This window comes from Kitasatospora sp. NPDC058492 (genome assembly GCF_042720685.1).
GTDB lineage: Bacteria > Actinomycetota > Actinomycetes > Streptomycetales > Streptomycetaceae > Kitasatospora.
In genome coordinates, this window is record NZ_JBHXMU010000007.1 from 26,691 (window position 1) to 44,192 (window position 17,502).

A 17,502-nucleotide genomic window follows, 5' to 3' on the forward strand; every position below is an offset into this window, starting at 1 on the left:
TCTCAGTGCGATGCGAACGACCGCAGGAGTCCCAGAAGACCTGAGGTGTCCGACAGGTCCGGCAGCACGGTGCTCGCGCCGGCGGCAACGAGGTCGGCCTGGCTGTCGACTCCCGTGGCCACCGCGATGATCTCGGCGTTCGAGGCGAGCGCCGCCTCCACATCGCGCGGGGTGTCCCCCACCAGGACGACCGGCACATCGACGGGCAGGCCACGGTGTCGATGAACGCGTTCACGGGCGACGGCAACCAGCTCCGGACGCCGGACCGCATCGGCCCCATAGGCCCCGACGGTCATATCCAGCAACTCGTCGAGATCGAAGGCCGTGAGCTTCACTCGCGCGTTGGCCGCAACGTTGCCGGTCAGCACCGAGGAAACCCAGTCGGGCTGGTCTGCTGCCGCTGCGAGGGCTGCCCGGACGCCCGGCAGAGCCCTGCCGCGTCGGCGCAGCTCGCCCAGCCGCTCAGCTCCCGCAGCCTCAAGGGCTGCCTGGACGTTGCGAGCCCACGCCCGCCTCGGCTTGTATGGGCTCCGTGAACGAGCGACTTCGCTCCGTACTCGCCCGGCGCGGTGTCTCCCCCGAGTCGCTTGCCGCCGCGTGCGAGGTGGACCCCAAGACTGTGGGCCGTTGGCTCAGCGGGCGCGTGCCGCACCCGCGACACCGCTTCGCGGCCGCCCAGCACTTGAGAGTCGAGGAGACCTTGCTCTGGCCCGTGCCCCGGGCCCGGACAGGTCGACCGCCGACGGTCGGCATCGAGTTGGTCGGCACCTATGCCAACCGGGCGAGCGCACCCAGGGAGATGTGGCTGTCCCTGCTGCAGGAGGCCAAGACGCAGATCGACGTACTCGTGTTCTCCGGGACGTTCTTCGCCCAGACCAACCCTCACGTCGCCGGGATGCTCGCGGAGCGGGCCGCGGCCGGTGTTCGCGTGCGCCTCTGCTTCGGAGACCCAATGGGCAAGGCCGCCGCTGTCCGGGGCCGAGAGGAGGGTATCGGCGACACCCTCGCTGCGAAGATCCGCGCCTCGCTCACCTACTACCGGAGTCTGCCTGCCAAGGCCGGCTGTGAAGTGCGCCTCCACGACACCACGCTCTACAACTCGCTGTTCCGCTACGACGGCGATCTCCTGCTCAACCCGCACGTGTGGGGCCAGCCCGCGAGCGCCAACCCCCTGCTCCACCTCAAGAGGGTCGACTCCACGGGCTGGTTCGACAACTACGCTCAGAGCTTCGAAGCCGTCTGGGGCAGCGCAAAGCCCTGGACACCCGAACCGGAGGGGAACACCCCGCATGGGCAGGACTGAGTACCTCAACGACCCCGACGCCCCCAAGGCCAACACCCTCATCCCCGCCAGCAACCTGCTCGTGGTCGACGACAGTGGTGCCATCCTGTTGCAGCGCCGCCGCGACACCGGCCAGTGGGCCCTGCCCGGCGGAGCGCAGGACATCGGGGAGACCGCCGCCCAGTGCGCGGTTCGCGAATGCCTGGAGGAGACCGGCGTCATCGCCGAGGTGACCGGCTTCCTGGGCGTCTACACCAACCCCCACCACATCGTCGCCTACACCGACGGCGAGATCCGCCAGCAGTACGAGAACGCCTACATCGGCCGCCCCGTGGGCGGTGAGCCCACGATCAACGACGAGGCCGACGGCGTCCGCTGGATCCAGCCCGCCGACCTCGACCAGTACGACATCCACCCCAGCATGCGCCAGCAGATCGGCGACTACCTCGCCGGCACCTACCCCTACCTCGGCTGAGCAGCCAGCGCCGCCTCCACTCGCGCCACCGCCGCGAAGACCTCCGGCACCGCCCGACGGGTGAACCGCCCCACCACACTGTCCGCCCCGTAGCGGCCGACGATCTCCGCCACCCGCTCCTCGACGGTCGTCCGCACCCCGTCGGGCGTCGTCGTCATGTCGCAGTACACCAGCGCGTCCACCAGGCGCTGGTCCTCCAGCAGCGGGAACTCCGCCTCCAACACGTCACGGAGCCCGCGCTCCTCCGCCTCCAGCAACGCGAACGAGTGGTTCGCCACCAACCGCGTCAGCCGGTCGTCCGCGTCATGAACGTCACGAAGGAACCTGGCACCGTCCAACGGGTGAAACCGGGTGGCTGCGAGCCGCGGCGCGTACCCGACGTCATGCAGGACCGCCGCCGAGACCAGAAGCTCGGCATCGCCTCCGAGTACGTGTGCGAGGCCAGCAGCGCGCTGAGCAACACCGAGCGAGTGCTGCCATCGGCGCCGGAGCGGCTCGGCGAGCTCCTTCTCAGCCAATGACTGTGCCCACGCAAGGAGTCCGTGCTTCATGGACGGATCATGCCCAGCGGTGAGAGTCCAAGCCTCACCACCATGGGGGACCGCTTCCTCCAGGGGCAATGTCAGTGACTTGACAGTGATTGCGAGCCGCCGACCTGCGGCGATGCTGCGGCCGGAGAACCGTGGAAGAGCGCAAAGTCAGCGGCATTGCGTCTAACGCGCCGCGTGCGGGCGGGGGTCGCGTTTCTGGTGCGCGCAGGAAGTCGGGTGGGTCGACTTCCTGTGTTCATGGGTGGGTTGTGTGGGTGGCTTGGGCTTGGGCTTGGGCGCGGTTTCGGCAGTGGGTGAGGGCGGGTTTGAGGTGGGGGTCGGGGGTGGGGGTGGTGGTGAGGAGTTCGCCGGCGGTGGTGAGGGTGGTCCAGTAGTGGGTGGGGTTGCCGGTGGTGGGGTGGGGGTGGGTGGTGGTGAGGGAGAGGTAGGCGGTGGTGAGGTTGCCGGTGGTGAACCAGCGGGTGAGGCCGTGTTGGTGGCCGGCGCGGATGTTGCCGTGGGCGTCGATGGCGGTGGTGAGGAGTTCGATGATGGCGAGGTCGCGGTTGTCGGGGGTTTTGGGGATGTCGAAGACGCCGAGGGCTTCGAGGAGTTCGCCGGTGTCGTTCTCGGTGCCGGGGCGGGGTGTGGCGAGGAGGGCGTCGTAGCAGTCGTTGAGGCGGCGTTGGGTTTCGGCGGCGGGGATGCCGAGGGCGGTGCAGATGGCGCGGGCGGATCGGAGGGGTTCGCGGGTGTGGCGGGCGAGGGTGGCGTAGGTGTCGGCGGGGGTGGAGCCGGTGTCGAACAGGTGGCGGGCGGTGAGGGGGAGTCGCATGGTGGGCACCTGTTCAGACGGTGAGGAGGGTGGCGGGCGTGGGTGCGGGGGCGATCAGCGCCCAGACGAATTTGCCGACCCCGCCGGCGCGGGGGCAGCAACCCCACTTCTCGGCCAGCTCGTTGACGAGGAGCACGCCGCGTCCGTGTTCGTCCTCGGGTGTGGGGGTGTGGAGGGAGGGGTGGCCGGTGCCGGAGTCGTGGACTTCGAGGCGCAGGCGGTGGTCGCCGGTGAGGGCGAAGCGGATTTCGATGAGGCGGTCGGTGGGGGCGTCGGCGGTGTGTTGGACGGCGTTGGCGAAGAGTTCGCCGAGGAGGAGTTCGGCGGTGTCGCGGTAGCGGTCGCCGGTGGGGAGGGCGGCGAGGTAGGCGCGGAGCAACTGTCGGGCGATGGGGGTGGATTCGGTGCGGGAGTCCAGGCGGGCCGCGAACGGGCGGGGGCGGTGGGCGGTACGGATTTTGAGCATGGCGGGGCACCTCGGGGGGCGGATGGGGGAGCGCGAGGGTAGTGCGCAATCACGCTGTGCATGCGAATGATTGCGCTCTGGTGTCAATCATCGAGGTTCCAGAGGTACGGTGATGGCCGAAATCGGGTGCCAGGGGCACGTGGTGCGTGAGGGGGACGGCTGTGGCACATCGGCGGTTCAAGCGGGAGTTGACGGTCAGTTCGGCCGAGCTGTTCGGCGAGGAGCTGCGGTTCTACCGGGAGCTGGCCAGCTACACCCAGGAAGAGCTGGGCAAGCTGCTGCACTGCAGCCGGACGAACATCACCCGGTACGAGACCGGTCAGCGCCGCATGCCGCCGGAAATGGTGGAGAAGGCCGACGAACTGCTCAACACGGGCGGTGCGTTGAGGCGGCTCTGGGGGAGGGTGGACTGGAACGCCGGGATTGAACATCCGGACTGGTTTCAGACCCATGCAGACATGGAGTCCGAGGCGCTCGGTGCCCGTGTCTACCAGTGCGGATACATGCATGGCTTGCTGCAGTGTCGGGAGTATGCGCAGGCGCTGTTTGCGGCTGGTGGTTCGACAGCGCTGATTGAGGAGCGAACGACTGCACGATTGGCTCGGCAGCAGCGGTTCCCCGTGCAGGACGGCCCCTTACTTCTGGCTGTTCTTGACGAAAGTACGATTCGGACGGTCATCGGCGGGCCCGAGGTGATGTATCGGCAGATGGAACACCTGCTGGCCATCTCAGAGCTGTCGAACGTGATCATTGAGATCGCGCCGTTCGCGGACCGTAGGACCGTCATCCCCACGTCGATGGTTCTACTGGAGATGCCCGACGGGCAGAACTACGTCTACTCGGAGAGCTTGGATCGAGGGCATCCGAGCAATGATCCGGAAGTCGTCGCTGCACACCGGCGCGTCTATGATCGGCTTCGCAGTGAGGTACTCCCAGGGAGTAACTCGCTTGCGCTGATCCGTGATGCGCTGGAAGGGTACAAGGATGACGCGAAACGAGCTCGCCAGAGCCGTCTGGCGGAAGAGCAGCTACAGCGCTCCCAACGGCGGAGACTGCATCGAGGTGGCCCCCGGATTCCCCGGCCTCGTCCCCGTGCGTGACTCCAAGGACCCGCAGGGCCCGGCCCTCGTTTTCCCGGTCGCCGCCTGGGAAGCCTTCGTGATGGCCGTCCGTGAGGGCGACTTCCAGGAGTAAGCCCCTTTGAGGAGCTGGTCGTGTTGACCTGGCGGAAGAGCAGCTACAGCAGCAACGGCGGACAGTGCATCGAGGTGGCTCTTGCGTGGCGCAAGAGCAGCTACAGCGCGGGCGACGCGGGCGAGTGCATCGAGGTGGCCCTCGGATCCCTTCCGGGCGGCGTCCCGGTGCGTGACTCCAAGGACCCGCACGGGCCGGTGCTCGTCTTCCCGGCCTCGGCTTGGACGTCTTTCCTCTCCTCCGTTCAGGCCGGTGACTTCCCGGAGTAGTGATCCGCTGACGGGGGCGCGTCGCCTTCCGCGTGCGCCCACCGAAGCCCGGAACGCGCCTTCTGGCCAGGCGAAACGCGGATCGGTCCCTACGCTGGGTGCTGGCCCGCCAGCCTCGTCGAAGGACCGCGTATGCGCCGCTCCCGTCTCCTGCTGTCCCTGGCCCTGTCCGCCGTGACCGCCTCCGCCCTCGTCGCCGCCGATGCCGCGCCGGACGGGCAGGACGGGCCGGTCCCGTCGGTCAGCCTGCCGGTGCTCCGCGACCCGCAGGCCCAGCAGAAGCTCCACCGCATGACGGACCCGGTGCAGGACTGGGTGGAGTCCGGCGACCGGGCGGCGGACGGCTACGCCGGGACCGTGATCGACGCGTCGAACCAGCGCGCCGACATCTACTGGAAGGGCGGGGCCCCGGCCGAGGTCCGGGCGCTGCTCGACGCGAACGCCGGCCCCGGCTACACCGTCGACGTTCACCAAAGCCCTTACTCCCGTGCGGAGATGCGCGCCGCGATCGACCGGTTCACCGCCGCTGTGGCGCCCGAGGCGTGGACGTCGATCGGCCCGCAGGAGGACGGCGCCGCCATCGCGATCACGTACGTGCCGACGAAGGCGACCCGGCCGACCGGCGGTGCCACGACCGAGCAGGCGTACTCCCGGATGGCCGCCGAGATCGCCGGGATGCCGGTGACGGCCACCGTCGAGGGCATCCCGGCAGCGCTGTCCGGCAGCCGGCACTCCGACAGCGCGCCGTACTACGCGGGCGCCGAAGTCAACACGGGCAAGGCCTCGTTCTGCTCGACCGCGTTCAGCGGTTGGAAGGACGGGACGAAGGTGCTGCTGACCGCCGCACACTGCGGCAGCGGCCGGTACTACAACGGCACCAGCGGCTACATCGGCGACCTGTACGCGATCGGCGACGGTTTGGACGTCGGCATGATCGGGATCAACGGCAACGGCGCCGGCCGGTTCTACGACGGTGCCTGGTCGGACAGCGGCGGTTCGTCGCGACGCACGTACGGGGTCGGACGCAACAACGTGGGGGACCTCGTCTGCCTCAGCGGCGCCCAGTCGGGGTGGAAGTGCGACGTGGAGGTCAAGAAGGTCGATGTCGAGACGACGAACGACGAGGGGACGAAGATCAAGCCGGTGGACGTCGCGGAGTCGAAGGGTGGTGACCGACGGGCGATCGGCGCGAAGGGTGACAGCGGCGGCCCCGCACTCGCCAACCCGTCCGGCGCGAACGGCGACATGGAGGCTCGCGGCGTGATCGTGGCCGGAAGGTCGGCGGTCGGCTGCCCGGCTGGATCGACGGCCCACTCGACGACCTGCTACGCGCAGGTGCTCTACGTGCCGATGACGCCGGTGGTGAGCCAGATGGGCTTCTCGATCTCCTGACGGCAGCACGAGCGAGGGAACCCCCCCGTCGAGGAGGAGTGTCAGTTCCGCGGGTTGAGGCGGCGGGTGGGCTCCGCCGTCGACGGGTCCTCGGGCCAGGGGTGGCGGGGGTAGCGGCCTCTCAGCTCTGCGCGGACGGCGCGGTAGCCGTTGTGCCAGAAGCTCTCCAGATCACCGGTGACGGCGGCGGGGCGCCCGGCGGGAGACAGCAGGTGGATGGTGAGGGGGACGCGGCCGGCGGCCAGGGCGGGGGCCGCCGTCCAGCCGAAGAGTTCTTGCAACTTGACTGCGAGAAAAGGGCGTTCGGTGCTGTAGTCGACTCGTATCTTCGAGCCGGACGGCACGGTGATGCGCTCGGGGGCCAGCTCGTCCAGGCGGCCCGCCTCGCCGGTGGCCCAGGGGAGCAGACGCTGCAACGCCGCCGTGGTGTTGATGCGGGCGAGGTCGGCGCGGCGGCGGGCGCGGGACAGTTCGGGCTCCAGCCACTCGTCGGCGCGTTCCAGCAGCGCGGCGTCCGAGACGTCCGGCCAGGGAGCGCCGATGGCCGCGTGCAGGAAGGCGAGGCGTTCGCGCAGGCCGGGGGAGGGCCAGGTGAGGAGGGCGGAAACGCCCTCGCGGGCCAGGCCTTCGAGGATGGCGGTGCGGACCAGGGCCCGGTCGGGGCGGCTGAGCGGCTTCTCGGCGAGTTCGATCGCGCCCAGCGACTCGACCCGGCGGGAGACGACCTCGTCGCGGCGGGTGTCCCAGTGGACTTCCTCGCGGGATTCGAGCAGCGAGGCACCGGCAAGCCGGGCGGTGTCCTCGTCCAGTGCCGCAGCGTGCAGGATGCGGGCGGACGGGGAGCCGGCCGGGCGGTCGGCGACTGCGATGGCGAGCCACGGCAGTGCGCCGAGCGCGGTGCCGGGCGCGAGTTCGGCCGCCGTCCCGGAGGCCATCAGGTACGGGCTGCGCTCGCCGGGGGCGGGGCGCTCTACCCGGGCGCGGGCGATGCGTTCGGGGAAGGCGAGGGCGACGACGAGGCCGGCGGCGGTGGTGTCGGGCAGTTGGGTGGCGGCCTCGGAGCCGGCGGCGCGCAGGAGGCGGCGGACTTCCTCGCGCCAGCGGCCGGCGTACGGGTCGCTGGAGGAGCGGACCGCCCGCCAGACCGCGCCGAGGTCGTCGCCGAGGGCGCGCGGCGGTTCCTCGGAGAGCAGGGCGACCACCTCGGCCGCTCGACGGGCGCCGACGGCAGGGGCGCCGTCGACGAGCGCGCGGCCCAGCCGGGGGTGCAGCCCGGTGCGGGCGAGGCGGACGCCGCGCGGGGTGGCCCGGCCGTCGGTGTCGACGGCGCCGAGGGCCTGGAGGGTCTGCCGGGCGGCGGCCATCGCCCCGGCGGGCGGGGCGTCGGGCAGGGCGAGGCCGGTGGCGTCCGGGTCGCCCCAGCAGGCGGCCTGGAGAGCGAACGTGGTGAGGTCGGCGAGGGCGATCTCGGGGGTGGGGAAGCGGGCGGCGAGGGCGTCCTCGGCCTCGTTCCAGCAGCGGTACACGGTGCCGGGGGCCTCGCGGCCCGCCCGGCCGGCGCGCTGGCGGGCGGCGGCGAGGGAGGCGCGGACGGTGACCAGGCCGGCGAGGCCCCGGGCGTGGTCGGTGCGCGGTTCGCGGGCGAGCCCGGCGTCGACGACGACGCGGACGCCGGGCACGGTGAGCGAGGACTCGGCGACGGCGGTGGCGAGCACGACGCGGCGGCCGTCCGAGGGGGTGAGGGCGGCGTCCTGGACGGCCTGCGGGGCGCGGCCGTGGAGTTGCAGGACGTCCGCCGCCACGGTGGACAGCTGCCCGGCGACACGGCTGATCTCGCCGACGCCGGGCAGGAAGCAGAGCACGTCGCCCTCCTGTTCGGCGAGGGCCCGCCGGACGGTGGCGGCGACGTGGTCGAGCAGCGCCGGGTCGACCCGGGTGCCGTGGGCGGGCCGGACGGCGCGCGGCGGCGGCGCCCACACCGTCTCGACCGGGTGGGAGACCCCGTGCGCCTCCACCACCGGCGCGCCGCCGAGGAGTTCGGCCCAGGCCTCGGTGTCGGAGGTGGCCGAGGCGCAGACCAGCCGCAGTTCGGGCCGCAGTGCCGCCCGGACGTCGAGGAGGAACGCGAGCGCGGTGTCGGCGTCCAGGTGCCGTTCGTGGCACTCGTCGAGGACGACCACGTCGACGCCGGGCAACTCCTGGTCGCGCTGGAGCCGTTGCAGCAGTACCCCGGTGGTGACCACCTCGACCACCGTCTCCGGGCCGACGCGACGGTCGCCGCGCACGGTGTAGCCGACCCGCCCGCCGACCGCCTCGCCGAGCAGCCAGGCCATCCGCCGGGCGGCGGCCCGGACGGCGAGCCGGCGCGGTTCGGCGACCAGCACGCGGAGCGTCGGACGCCCGGGATCGAGCAGCCCGGCGAGCGCGAGCGGCACCAGGGTCGTCTTGCCGGTGCCGGGCGGGGCGGCGAGGACGGCGGTGCCGGGCCCGTCCAGCGCGTCGTGCAGGGCGGGCAGGGCGCTGCGGACGGGCAGTTCGCGCCAGGCGGGGTTCAGCGAGCCGGGGTTAAGCGGGGCGGGGTTAAGCGAGCCGGGGTTCGGCAAGGCGTCAGCCCCGTTCGGCGACGAAGATCGCGGTGCCGGGGATCAGCCGCCCGCGCAGCGGGGACCAGCCGCCCCACTCCTGCTCCAGGCCGGCCGGCCACTCGGGCTCGACCAGGTCGGTCAACCGGAAGCCGGCGCCGACGAGTTCGCGGACCCGGTCGCCGATGGTGCGGTGGTGTTCGACGTAGCTGGCGCGCCCCTGCTCGTCCTCCTCGACGTAGGGGGTGCGGTCGAAGTAGGAGGAGGCGGCGGTGAGGCCCTCGACGCCGGGCTCGTCGGGGAAGGCCCAGCGGATCGGGTGGGTGACGGAGAACACCCAGCGGCCGCCGGGGCGCAGCACCCGGTGCACCTCGCGCATCAGGGCGGAGGTGTCGGCGCTGAACGGGACGGCGCCGTAGGCGGAGCAGGCGAGGTCGAAGGAGGCGTCGGCGAAGGGCAGGACGGCGGCGTCGGCCTGGACGACGGCGACGGGGGTGGCGCCGCGGCCGAGGTCGATCCGGCGGGAGTGCTGGAGTTGGCGGTGGGAGATGTCCAGGGCGACGGGGCGGGCGCCGCGGCCGGCCAGCCAGCGCGAGCACTGGGCGGCGCCGGCGCCGATCTCCAGCACGTCCTTGTCCGCGACCTCGCCGAGCAGGTGGGCGTCGGCCTCGTCGAGGCCTTCGGGGCACCAGGTGAAGCGGTCGTCGCCGAGGAACTCCCCGTGCTCGTCCTGGTACTCGTCGGCGTTGCGGTCCCACCAGTGCCGGCTGGCCCGGCTGCTCTCCCCGGTGCCGGCCGCGCGCCGTACCGCGTCGTCGCCGTCGCCGTCAAGATCATGCAGGTCGGACTGGGGGGTGGTGGCCACGGCGATAATGCCCATCGCGTAGGGTGTGGAGTGCGGAAGCGCCGCTGCCGAGACCGGGCCCGTCAAGGACCCGATCCTGGCGGTGGCATCCGGGGAAGGGCCCCCTTCGGGCGCCACCGCAAGGTGCGCAATCGGAGGATATGGCCTGATCCATACCGGGCTCCACCGTCTTGCCGCTCTTGGCGTTGACCGTGCCTGGCCGTCCCCGTATGCTACAAGTTGCGCTGCGGGCCTGCGCGCCTCAGACGGAGCAGGTCGCGCTCGCATCTGTCGAAGACCCCACGGTCGCAAGACGGACGCCGGATTTCTCGCTGTGCGGGAATGCCGGTGCGCCGTGTTCTTGGCTGTCCGGCTTTCGGTGGGAGCGATACGGGCCCTCCGCGTGGCATTACCTACGACTTTCATGTCCGTACCGGAGCCCTTTTCCTAATGACGAGCCCCACCGACTCCTCCCTCAGCACCACCCCGCAGGTCGCGGTCAACGACATCGGCGACGCCGAGGCGTTCCTCGCCGCCATCGACGAGACCATCAAGTACTTCAACGATGGCGACATCGTCGAGGGCGTCATCGTGAAGGTCGACCGTGACGAGGTCCTCCTCGACATCGGTTACAAGACCGAGGGCGTCATCCCGTCCCGCGAGCTCTCGATCAAGCACGACGTCGACCCGCACGAGGTCGTCGCCGTCGGTGACAACATCGAGGCCCTGGTTCTCCAGAAGGAGGACAAGGAGGGTCGTCTCATCCTGTCCAAGAAGCGCGCTCAGTACGAGCGTGCCTGGGGCACGATCGAGAAGATCAAGGAAGAGGACGGCATCGTCACCGGTACCGTCATCGAGGTTGTCAAGGGTGGTCTCATCCTCGACATCGGCCTCCGTGGCTTCCTGCCGGCCTCGCTCGTCGAGATGCGCCGCGTCCGCGACCTCCAGCCCTACGTGGGCAAGGAGCTCGAGGCCAAGATCATCGAGCTGGACAAGAACCGCAACAACGTGGTCCTGTCCCGCCGTGCCTGGCTGGAGCAGACCCAGAGCGAGGTCCGCCAGACCTTCCTCACCACCCTCCAGAAGGGCCAGGTGCGCTCCGGCGTCGTCTCCTCGATCGTCAACTTCGGTGCCTTCGTGGACCTGGGTGGCGTCGACGGCCTGGTGCACGTCTCCGAGCTGTCCTGGAAGCACATCGACCACCCGTCCGAGGTTGTCGAGGTCGGCCAGGAGGTCACCGTCGAGGTTCTCGACGTTGACATGGACCGCGAGCGCGTCTCCCTGTCGCTGAAGGCGACCCAGGAGGACCCGTGGCAGCAGTTCGCCCGTACCCACCAGATCGGCCAGGTCGTTCCGGGTAAGGTCACCAAGCTGGTTCCGTTCGGTGCGTTCGTCCGCGTGGACGAGGGCATCGAGGGTCTGGTCCACATCTCCGAGCTGGCCGAGCGCCACGTGGAGATCCCGGAGCAGGTCGTCCAGGTCGGCGACGAGATCTTCGTCAAGGTCATCGACATCGACCTCGAGCGTCGTCGCATCAGCCTGTCGCTCAAGCAGGCCAACGAGGCGCTGGGTGCCAACCCGGCCGAGGTCGAGTTCGACCCGACCCTGTACGGCATGGCTGCCTCGTACGACGACCAGGGCAACTACATCTACCCGGAGGGCTTCGACCCCGAGGCGAACGACTGGCTGGCCGGCTTCGAGAAGCAGCGTGAGGAGTGGGAGCGCCAGTACGCCGAGGCGCAGTCCCGCTTCGAGCAGCACCAGGCCCAGGTCATCAAGAGCCGTGAGGCCGACGCCGAGGCCGCTGCCGAGGGTGGCGACGCTGTCGCCGCCGCTGCCGGTGGCTCCTACTCGTCCAGCAGCGACGAGGGCTCCGGCGCTCTCGCCTCGGACGAGGCCCTGGCGGCCCTGCGCGAGAAGCTGGCGGGTGGCCAGAGCTGAAGCTCTGACCCGCTGCCAGTACCTGGCGCATAGCTGAACGGTGGGCCCCACCCGGAGAAATCCGGGTGGGGCCCATTTCGTTTTCCGCCTTTGGCCGGGGCCTTTTGCTTCACGTTCTTTCGTTTTTCGCCTTCACTTATTTGTGGTTTATGTGAAGGAATTATGTGAGATGTGGCTCATTGTCCGTCTATAGGTCGAACACCGGGTTGCACCTACATTGAGGGGAGCTGCCCGAAAGGCCTCCTTCATGCGCAACGCTCCCACCGCTGCCGGCGACCCCGCGGTCCCCGGGCGGCTCGCCGCCCTCGGCCGGTTCTGCTTCCGCCACCGCCGCTGGGTGCTCGGCCTCTGGGCCGTCGTCCTGGTCGTGGGCGTGCTGATCGGCGGCCGGGTCTTCGAAGGAACGGTGGCCGGCGCCTCCTCCGCCACCGCCGAAGCCGACCGGGGCAGCGCGGTGGTCGCCGCGACCGACCCGGCCCGCGGCACCGTCACCGCCGTCGTGGACGGGAAACCGGTCGACGACCCGGCCGTACGGGCCGCCGTCACCAAGGCCACCGCCGACCTCGCCGCCCTCCCCGGCGTCTCCTCCGCGCTCGACGCCTACGGCACCGGCCCGGCACCCGCCGCACTGCGCTCCGCCGACGGCACCGCGAGCCTGGTCACCGTACGGATGGCCGACACCAGCACCTCCGCCCAGACCGACGCCGTCACCCAGCGCCTCGCCGCCCTGAACGGCGAGGCCGGCGCCCACGTCACCGTCGGCGGGGACCTGGTGCTCCAGGACGAGGTCAAGAAGCAGACCGAACAGGACACCCGCTTCGGCGAGATGGTGACGCTGCCGCTCACCCTGGTCGTCATGGTGCTGGTCTTCGGCGGCCTCGCCGCGGCCAGCCTGCCGGTGATCGGCGCGGTCGCCTCGGTGGGCGGCGCGCTGCTGGCCATGTTCGGTTTCAGCCGGATCATGGACATCGACACCAGCGTGCTGCCGATCGCCACCGTGCTCGGGCTCGGACTCTCGATCGACTACGCGCTGCTCATGGTGAACCGCTTCCGGGAGGAACGCGGGCACGGCGCGGGCATCGCCGCCGCCGTCGAACGCACCGCCGCGACCGCCGGGCGCACCGTCGCCTTCTCCGGCCTCACCGTCGCCGTCGCGCTCTCCGGCCTGTTCGTCTTCACCAGCCCGGTGCTCGGCGCGGTCGCCGCCGCGGGGGTGAGCGTGGTCGTGATCGCGGTCGCCGCCGCGCTGACCCTGATCCCCGCGCTGCTCGGCTTCGCCGGCTCCCGGATCAAGGCGCCCGCCGCGCCCGTCCCCGACGAGGGCTTCTTCAGCCGGACCGTCCGCCGGGTCGGCAAGCGGGCGGTGCCGGTCGCGCTCGCCTGCGTCGCCCTGCTGATGGCCGCCGGCGCACCCTTCCTGCACGCCGACATGCGCAACTCCGGCGCCGCCGTGCTGCCCGCCTCCTCGGCCGGGCGGCAGGTCGCCGACGCCGTCGACCAGCGCTTCCCGCAGGCCGCGGCCGCGCCGATCACCGTCGTCGTCGAGGGCGGCGCGCCCGTCGCCCAGGCGTACGCGGACGACGTCGTCGCCAAGCTGCCCGGGGTCGCCGGGGTGCGGGCGGTGAATCCGGTGAGCGACTCGGTGTCCACCGTCGACGTGCTCGTCCACGGCGACCCGCAGGGCCACCAGGCCAAGCAGGTCGTCCAGGAACTGCGGGACGACCGCGGCGGGCTGAAGACCTACGTCACCGGCGGCGCGGCCTCGGTCGTCGACTTCAAGGACGAGCTGATGTCGCGGGGCCCCTGGGCGCTCGGACTGGTCGCGGTCGGCACGCTGGTGCTGCTCTTCCTGATGACCGGCTCGGTGGTCATGCCGGTCAAGGCGCTGCTGATGAACCTGCTGTCGCTGGGCGCCTCGCTCGGCGCGCTCACCCTGGTGTTCCAGGACGGCTACTTCAGCGGGCTGCTCGGCTTCAGCCCCACCGGCGGGCTGGAGACCTTCATACCGGTGCTGGTCTTCGCCTTCGCGTTCGGGCTGTCCATGGACTACGAGGTGTTCCTGCTCGCCCGGATCAAGGAACTGCGGGACAAGGGCCACAGCTGCACCCGGGCGGTGGAGCTCGGGGTCCAGCGAAGTGGCCGGATCATCACCTCGGCGGCGCTGCTGATGGTGATCGTGTTCGCCGGGTTCGCCCTCGGGGACATGCTCATGGTCAAGCAGATGGGCATCGCGCTGGCCGTCGCCGTCGCGGTGGACGCCACCCTGGTGCGCTGCCTGCTGGTGCCCGCCGCGATGAGCCTGTTCGGCGAGTTCAACTGGTGGGCGCCTGCCCCGCTGCGGCGCCTGCACCGGCGCTTCGGGCTGAGCGAGCACGTCGAACTGCCGACCGTCGGCGAGGCGGCCGTGGGCGAGGCGGCCGTCGGCGAGGCGGCCCTCGGCGCGACGGCCGTCCCGGCCCCGCGGCCGGAGGCCAGGGACCTGGTGGGTTCAGCGCAGTCGGCGCAGTAGGTCGACGCCCGCCCTCAGGGCCAACCGCTCCTCGGGGGTGAGACGGGCCTCGATGGCGGTGGCGATCCGCTCCTCCCGGCGGGCGCGCTGCTCCAGCAGGGCGGCGCGGCCCGCTCCGGTCGCGGTGACCAGCAGTTTCCGGCCGTCGGTGGGGTGGGGCTGCTGGGCGACGAGCCCGGCCTCGGTCAGCAGGGCGACGGTGCGGGCCATCGACTGGTGGCGGACGCGCTGGTGCTCGGCGAGTTCGGCGACGGTGCAGGCGCGTTCGTCGCGGACGAGGACGCCGAGGACGCCGGCCTGGTTCTGCGGCAGCTCGTCGCCCGGGCGCAGGGAGCGGACCAGGTCGCCGATGGCGGCGCGCAGCTCGGCGGCGAGTTCGAGGGTTTCGGGAGCCGGACTGTTCATGGGAGAAGCCTACCGGGAATCTCCACAGCAAAACTGTACAGTCCTGCTGTATGGTCGGCCGCATGAGGATCACCAAGTTCGGACACGCCTGCGTACGCCTGGAGCACGACGGGACGACCGTCGTCGTCGACCCCGGGGCGTTCACCGACCCCGCCGCGCTGACCGGGGCCGACGCCGTCCTGATCACCCACGAGCACATGGACCACTTCGAGGAGGCCCGGCTGCGCGCCGCCCTGGGGGCCGACCCGGCCCTGCGGGTGTGGACCAACAGCGCGGTGGCCGCCCAGCTGGACGGCGTGGCGCAGCGCGTCACCGTGGTCGGCGAGGGCGACGCTTTCGAGGTCGGCGGGGTCGGGGTGAGCGTGCACGGCGAGTGGCACGCGGTCATCCACCGGGACATTCCGCAAGTGAAGAACATCGGCTTCCTCTTCGACGGCCGGCTGTTCCACCCCGGCGACGCCTTCACCGTGCCGCCGCACCCGGTGGACACCCTGCTGCTGCCGCTCGCGGCGCCGTGGAGCAAGGCCGGCGAGGTCGTCGACTACGTCCGGGAGGCGGCCCCGCGCGTGGCGGTGCCGGTGCACGAGGCGACGCTCAGCCCGATCGGGCACATGATCGCCACCCGGCTGCTCGGGCCCGACGGGCCGGGCACCGGCGCGGAGCTGACCGTGCTGGGGGAGGGCGAGAGCCTGGAGCTGGGCTGACGGTGCCGGGGGCCTGGGCCGGGTGGCCGGTCCATGGCGTCGGCGGTCCGGGCGCCGGTAGCCTGACGCCATGCTGAAGATCGGACTGACGGGTGGCATCGGCGCCGGCAAGAGCGAGGTGTCCCGGCTCCTCGCCGCCCACGGCGCGGTGATCGTGGACTCCGACGTGATCGCCCGCGAGGTGGTCGCGCCCGGGACGGACGGTCTGGCCGCCGTGGCCGCCGAGTTCGGGCCGCAGGTGCTGCGCGAGGACGGCGCGCTCGACCGCCCGGCCCTCGGCGCGATCGTGTTCGCCGACCCGGCGCGGCTCCAGGCGCTGAACGCGATCGTCCACCCGCTGGTGCGCGCCCGGTCCGCCGAACTGGAGGCCGCGGCCGCGCCCGACGCGGTGGTGGTGCACGACGTGCCGCTGCTCGCGGAGAACGGCCTCGCCCCGCTGTACGACCTGGTCGTGGTGGTCGACGCGGCCGACGACGTGCGGGTGGAGCGGCTGGTGCGGCTGCGCGGGATGGCCGAGGAGGAGGCCCGGGCCCGGATGGCCGCCCAGGCCTCGCGGGCGGACCGGCTGGCGATCGCCGACGTGGTGATCGACAACGGCGGGCCGCTGGAGGCGCTCGCGCCCCGGGTCGACGAGGTGTGGGCGGAGCTGGTGAAGCGCGCCGCCGCTGCCTGAGGTTCAGGCGGCGGTCAGCGGCAGGCGGGCCCGGACGGCGAAGCCGCCCTCGGTGGTGGGGCCGGCCTGCAGCGTGCCGCCGAGGTCGTCGGCGCGGGTGCGCATGCCGTCCAGGCCGTGGCCGCCGGAGGGCAGTTGAGGCCCGTCCGGGTCGGCCGCCGTGGCGGGGGAGTTGACGATGTCCAGGCGCAGCCCGTCCGGGTGGACCTCGACGGTGACGGCGACCTCGGCGGCCGGGGCGTGCTTGTGGGCGTTGGTCAGGGCTTCCTGGACGATCCGGTAGGTGGCGTACTGCACGGCCGGTCCGGGGGCGGGCAGTCCTTCGGCGGGGCCGGTGAGGGTGAGATCGACGGCGAGTCCGGCCTGGCGGGACTCCTCGACCAGGGCGGGCAGTCCGTGCAGTGAGGGGCCCTGGTCGGAGGCCGGGGTGAGGACGCCGAGCAGGCCGCGCAGTTCGGTGAGGGCCTGGAGGCCGAGGGCGCGGATCAGGCCGAGGGTCTCCCGGACGGTGGTCGGGTCGTCGGCGGCCGCGACCTGGCAGGCGCCGGCGTGCAGGGTGATGAGGGAGACGCGGTTGGAGACGACGTCGTGCATCTCCCGGGCGAGCCGGGCGCGTTCGGCGGCGGCGGCGCGTTCCTCGGCGTGCCGGCGGGCTGCTTCCAGCAGCCGGTTGCGTTCGGCGAGCGCGGTGACGGCGCGGGCGCGCTGGTGCGCGGTGAGGCCGAGCGCGAGCGGGACGGCGCCGAAGACCAGCGGGTCCTCGGCCAGGTTGGCGAGGGCGGAGAGACTGCTGACGTCCCCGAGGTCCATGGGGACGAGCAGGCGCACCCCGGCCAGCGCGGCCAGGACGGCCAGCACCCGGGTGGCGCCGCGCCGTGTGGCCAGCCCGTAGAGGGCGACGGCGAGCGGGAGTTGGCCGCCCAGCAGGGTGACGGCGGCGACGGCCGCCGGGTACCGACGGCGGACGGCGAGGGCGATCCCGCCGGCCGCCACCAGGCCCGCGTTGACCGGCGCCGAGGTGGTCGGCCCGATGTCGGGGTCGCCCGCGGCGAGCGGGACGAGCACCAGCAGCACCAGGGCGGTCGGCCCGAGTGCGACGACCGGGCCGGGCAGGCGCAGCGGCGGGCCCGGCAGCGGCACCGCGGCGAGGGCGGAGTCCAACTGGTCGGCGGCGTCGGTCTGGTGGGTGGCGTCGGCGTGGTGGGCGGCGTGGGGCTGGTCGGTGGACGGGTGGTGCTGGTGACGGGTGGGGTCCAACCGGCCGGTGGGGCGCCGGAGTCGGGGCCGCTGCTGGGTGGGCTGGCGCATGGGGGCATGCTCGCACACCCCGTCCGGCCCGGGGTGGCGAGCGGGCCGCAGTGGCCGGGAACAGCCTGGAATTCGCCTTCCCCGGAAGGGATC

18 protein-coding genes and 1 pseudogene are annotated in these 17,502 nt (G+C 72.0%); 10 read left to right on the forward strand and 9 right to left on the reverse strand.

Features of this window, described 5'->3' with window-relative positions:
* Nucleotides 1–2: 2 nt before the first annotated feature.
* Nucleotides 3–197, reverse strand: a complete 195-nt coding sequence (locus ACFWPI_RS06800) for an HAD family hydrolase (RefSeq protein ID WP_380424653.1) — start codon at nucleotides 195–197, stop codon at nucleotides 3–5.
* 12 nt (nucleotides 198–209) lie between these two features.
* Nucleotides 210–476: pseudogene (locus ACFWPI_RS06805) on the reverse strand (haloacid dehalogenase); the annotation flags it as partial.
* 56 nt (nucleotides 477–532) lie between these two features.
* Here ACFWPI_RS06805 and ACFWPI_RS06810 point away from each other — a divergent pair.
* Nucleotides 533–1,303 carry an XRE family transcriptional regulator gene (locus ACFWPI_RS06810; protein ID WP_380378717.1) on the forward strand — a complete coding sequence of 257 codons (771 nt, stop codon included), beginning with the start codon at nucleotides 533–535 and terminating at the stop codon, nucleotides 1,301–1,303.
* Entirely contained in the window at nucleotides 1,290–1,757 is a 468-nt protein-coding gene (locus ACFWPI_RS06815; RefSeq protein WP_363368600.1) for an NUDIX domain-containing protein, read from the forward strand. Before ACFWPI_RS06810 ends, ACFWPI_RS06815 begins: the two co-directional genes overlap by 14 nt.
* Here ACFWPI_RS06815 and ACFWPI_RS06820 read toward each other — a convergent pair.
* The 3 genes from ACFWPI_RS06820 to ACFWPI_RS06830 all read right to left on the reverse strand — a co-directional run bounded on the left by ACFWPI_RS06820 (nucleotide 1,745) and on the right by ACFWPI_RS06830 (nucleotide 3,588).
* Nucleotides 1,745–2,308 (reverse strand): HD domain-containing protein, encoded by a 564-nt coding sequence (locus ACFWPI_RS06820; protein WP_380378715.1) that lies wholly within the window; start codon nucleotides 2,306–2,308, stop codon nucleotides 1,745–1,747. The two genes, ACFWPI_RS06815 and ACFWPI_RS06820, sit on opposite strands and share 13 nt — an antisense overlap.
* Nucleotides 2,309–2,543: 235 nt before the next feature.
* Nucleotides 2,544–3,122, reverse strand: coding sequence for a hypothetical protein (locus ACFWPI_RS06825; RefSeq protein WP_380424640.1), 579 nt, complete (start codon nucleotides 3,120–3,122; stop codon nucleotides 2,544–2,546).
* A gap of 13 nt (nucleotides 3,123–3,135) precedes the next feature.
* Nucleotides 3,136–3,588: an ATP-binding protein gene (locus tag ACFWPI_RS06830; protein WP_380372549.1), complete on the reverse strand. Its 453-nt coding sequence runs from the start codon at nucleotides 3,586–3,588 to the stop codon at nucleotides 3,136–3,138.
* Between the two features lie 161 nt (nucleotides 3,589–3,749).
* Between ACFWPI_RS06830 and ACFWPI_RS06835 the strand changes: the two genes are divergently transcribed.
* The 4 genes from ACFWPI_RS06835 to ACFWPI_RS06850 all read left to right on the forward strand — a co-directional run bounded on the left by ACFWPI_RS06835 (nucleotide 3,750) and on the right by ACFWPI_RS06850 (nucleotide 6,443).
* Nucleotides 3,750–4,688: a helix-turn-helix domain-containing protein gene (locus ACFWPI_RS06835; RefSeq protein WP_380372547.1), complete on the forward strand. Its 939-nt coding sequence runs from the start codon at nucleotides 3,750–3,752 to the stop codon at nucleotides 4,686–4,688.
* On the forward strand, nucleotides 4,651–4,782 hold the full coding sequence (locus tag ACFWPI_RS06840) for a DUF397 domain-containing protein (protein ID WP_380372545.1): 132 nt from the start codon (nucleotides 4,651–4,653) through the stop codon (nucleotides 4,780–4,782). Before ACFWPI_RS06835 ends, ACFWPI_RS06840 begins: the two co-directional genes overlap by 38 nt.
* Before the next feature lie 20 nt (nucleotides 4,783–4,802).
* Entirely contained in the window at nucleotides 4,803–5,051 is a 249-nt protein-coding gene (locus tag ACFWPI_RS06845; RefSeq protein WP_380372543.1) for a DUF397 domain-containing protein, read from the forward strand.
* Nucleotides 5,052–5,183: 132 nt separating this feature from the next.
* Nucleotides 5,184–6,443, forward strand: a complete 1,260-nt coding sequence (locus tag ACFWPI_RS06850) for a hypothetical protein (protein ID WP_380372540.1) — start codon at nucleotides 5,184–5,186, stop codon at nucleotides 6,441–6,443.
* 41 nt (nucleotides 6,444–6,484) lie between these two features.
* Here ACFWPI_RS06850 and hrpB read toward each other — a convergent pair whose 3' ends face one another.
* Both hrpB and ACFWPI_RS06860 read right to left on the reverse strand, forming a co-directional pair.
* Nucleotides 6,485–8,998 carry an ATP-dependent helicase HrpB gene (gene hrpB, locus ACFWPI_RS06855; RefSeq protein ID WP_380372557.1) on the reverse strand — a complete coding sequence of 838 codons (2,514 nt, stop codon included), beginning with the start codon at nucleotides 8,996–8,998 and terminating at the stop codon, nucleotides 6,485–6,487.
* Between the two features lie 52 nt (nucleotides 8,999–9,050).
* On the reverse strand, nucleotides 9,051–9,905 hold the full coding sequence (locus tag ACFWPI_RS06860; protein WP_380372537.1) for a class I SAM-dependent methyltransferase: 855 nt from the start codon (nucleotides 9,903–9,905) through the stop codon (nucleotides 9,051–9,053).
* Nucleotides 9,906–10,319: 414 nt separating this feature from the next.
* Between ACFWPI_RS06860 and rpsA the strand changes: the two genes are divergently transcribed.
* Both rpsA and ACFWPI_RS06870 read left to right on the forward strand, forming a co-directional pair.
* The gene (gene rpsA, locus ACFWPI_RS06865) at nucleotides 10,320–11,810 is read left to right on the forward strand and encodes a 30S ribosomal protein S1 (protein WP_063347134.1); all 1,491 of its coding nucleotides are present in this window, start codon (nucleotides 10,320–10,322) and stop codon (nucleotides 11,808–11,810) included.
* Nucleotides 11,811–12,057: 247 nt separating this feature from the next.
* Entirely contained in the window at nucleotides 12,058–14,319 is a 2,262-nt protein-coding gene (locus tag ACFWPI_RS06870) for an MMPL family transporter (protein WP_380372533.1), read from the forward strand.
* On the opposite strand, the gene ACFWPI_RS06875 is transcribed toward ACFWPI_RS06870, so the two are convergent.
* Nucleotides 14,299–14,724, reverse strand: coding sequence for a MarR family winged helix-turn-helix transcriptional regulator (locus ACFWPI_RS06875; RefSeq protein WP_380372530.1), 426 nt, complete (start codon nucleotides 14,722–14,724; stop codon nucleotides 14,299–14,301). The two genes, ACFWPI_RS06870 and ACFWPI_RS06875, sit on opposite strands and share 21 nt — an antisense overlap.
* A 62-nt stretch (nucleotides 14,725–14,786) precedes the next feature.
* Here ACFWPI_RS06875 and ACFWPI_RS06880 point away from each other — a divergent pair, with 62 nt between their 5' ends.
* Both ACFWPI_RS06880 and coaE read left to right on the forward strand, forming a co-directional pair.
* Nucleotides 14,787–15,428 (forward strand): MBL fold metallo-hydrolase, encoded by a 642-nt coding sequence (locus ACFWPI_RS06880; protein ID WP_380372527.1) that lies wholly within the window; start codon nucleotides 14,787–14,789, stop codon nucleotides 15,426–15,428.
* Between the two features lie 70 nt (nucleotides 15,429–15,498).
* Nucleotides 15,499–16,101, forward strand: coding sequence for a dephospho-CoA kinase (gene coaE, locus ACFWPI_RS06885; protein WP_380372524.1), 603 nt, complete (start codon nucleotides 15,499–15,501; stop codon nucleotides 16,099–16,101).
* A gap of 3 nt (nucleotides 16,102–16,104) precedes the next feature.
* On the opposite strand, the gene ACFWPI_RS06890 is transcribed toward coaE, so the two are convergent.
* Entirely contained in the window at nucleotides 16,105–17,409 is a 1,305-nt protein-coding gene (locus ACFWPI_RS06890; RefSeq protein WP_380372522.1) for a sensor histidine kinase, read from the reverse strand.
* Nucleotides 17,410–17,502: the final 93 nt, after the last annotated feature.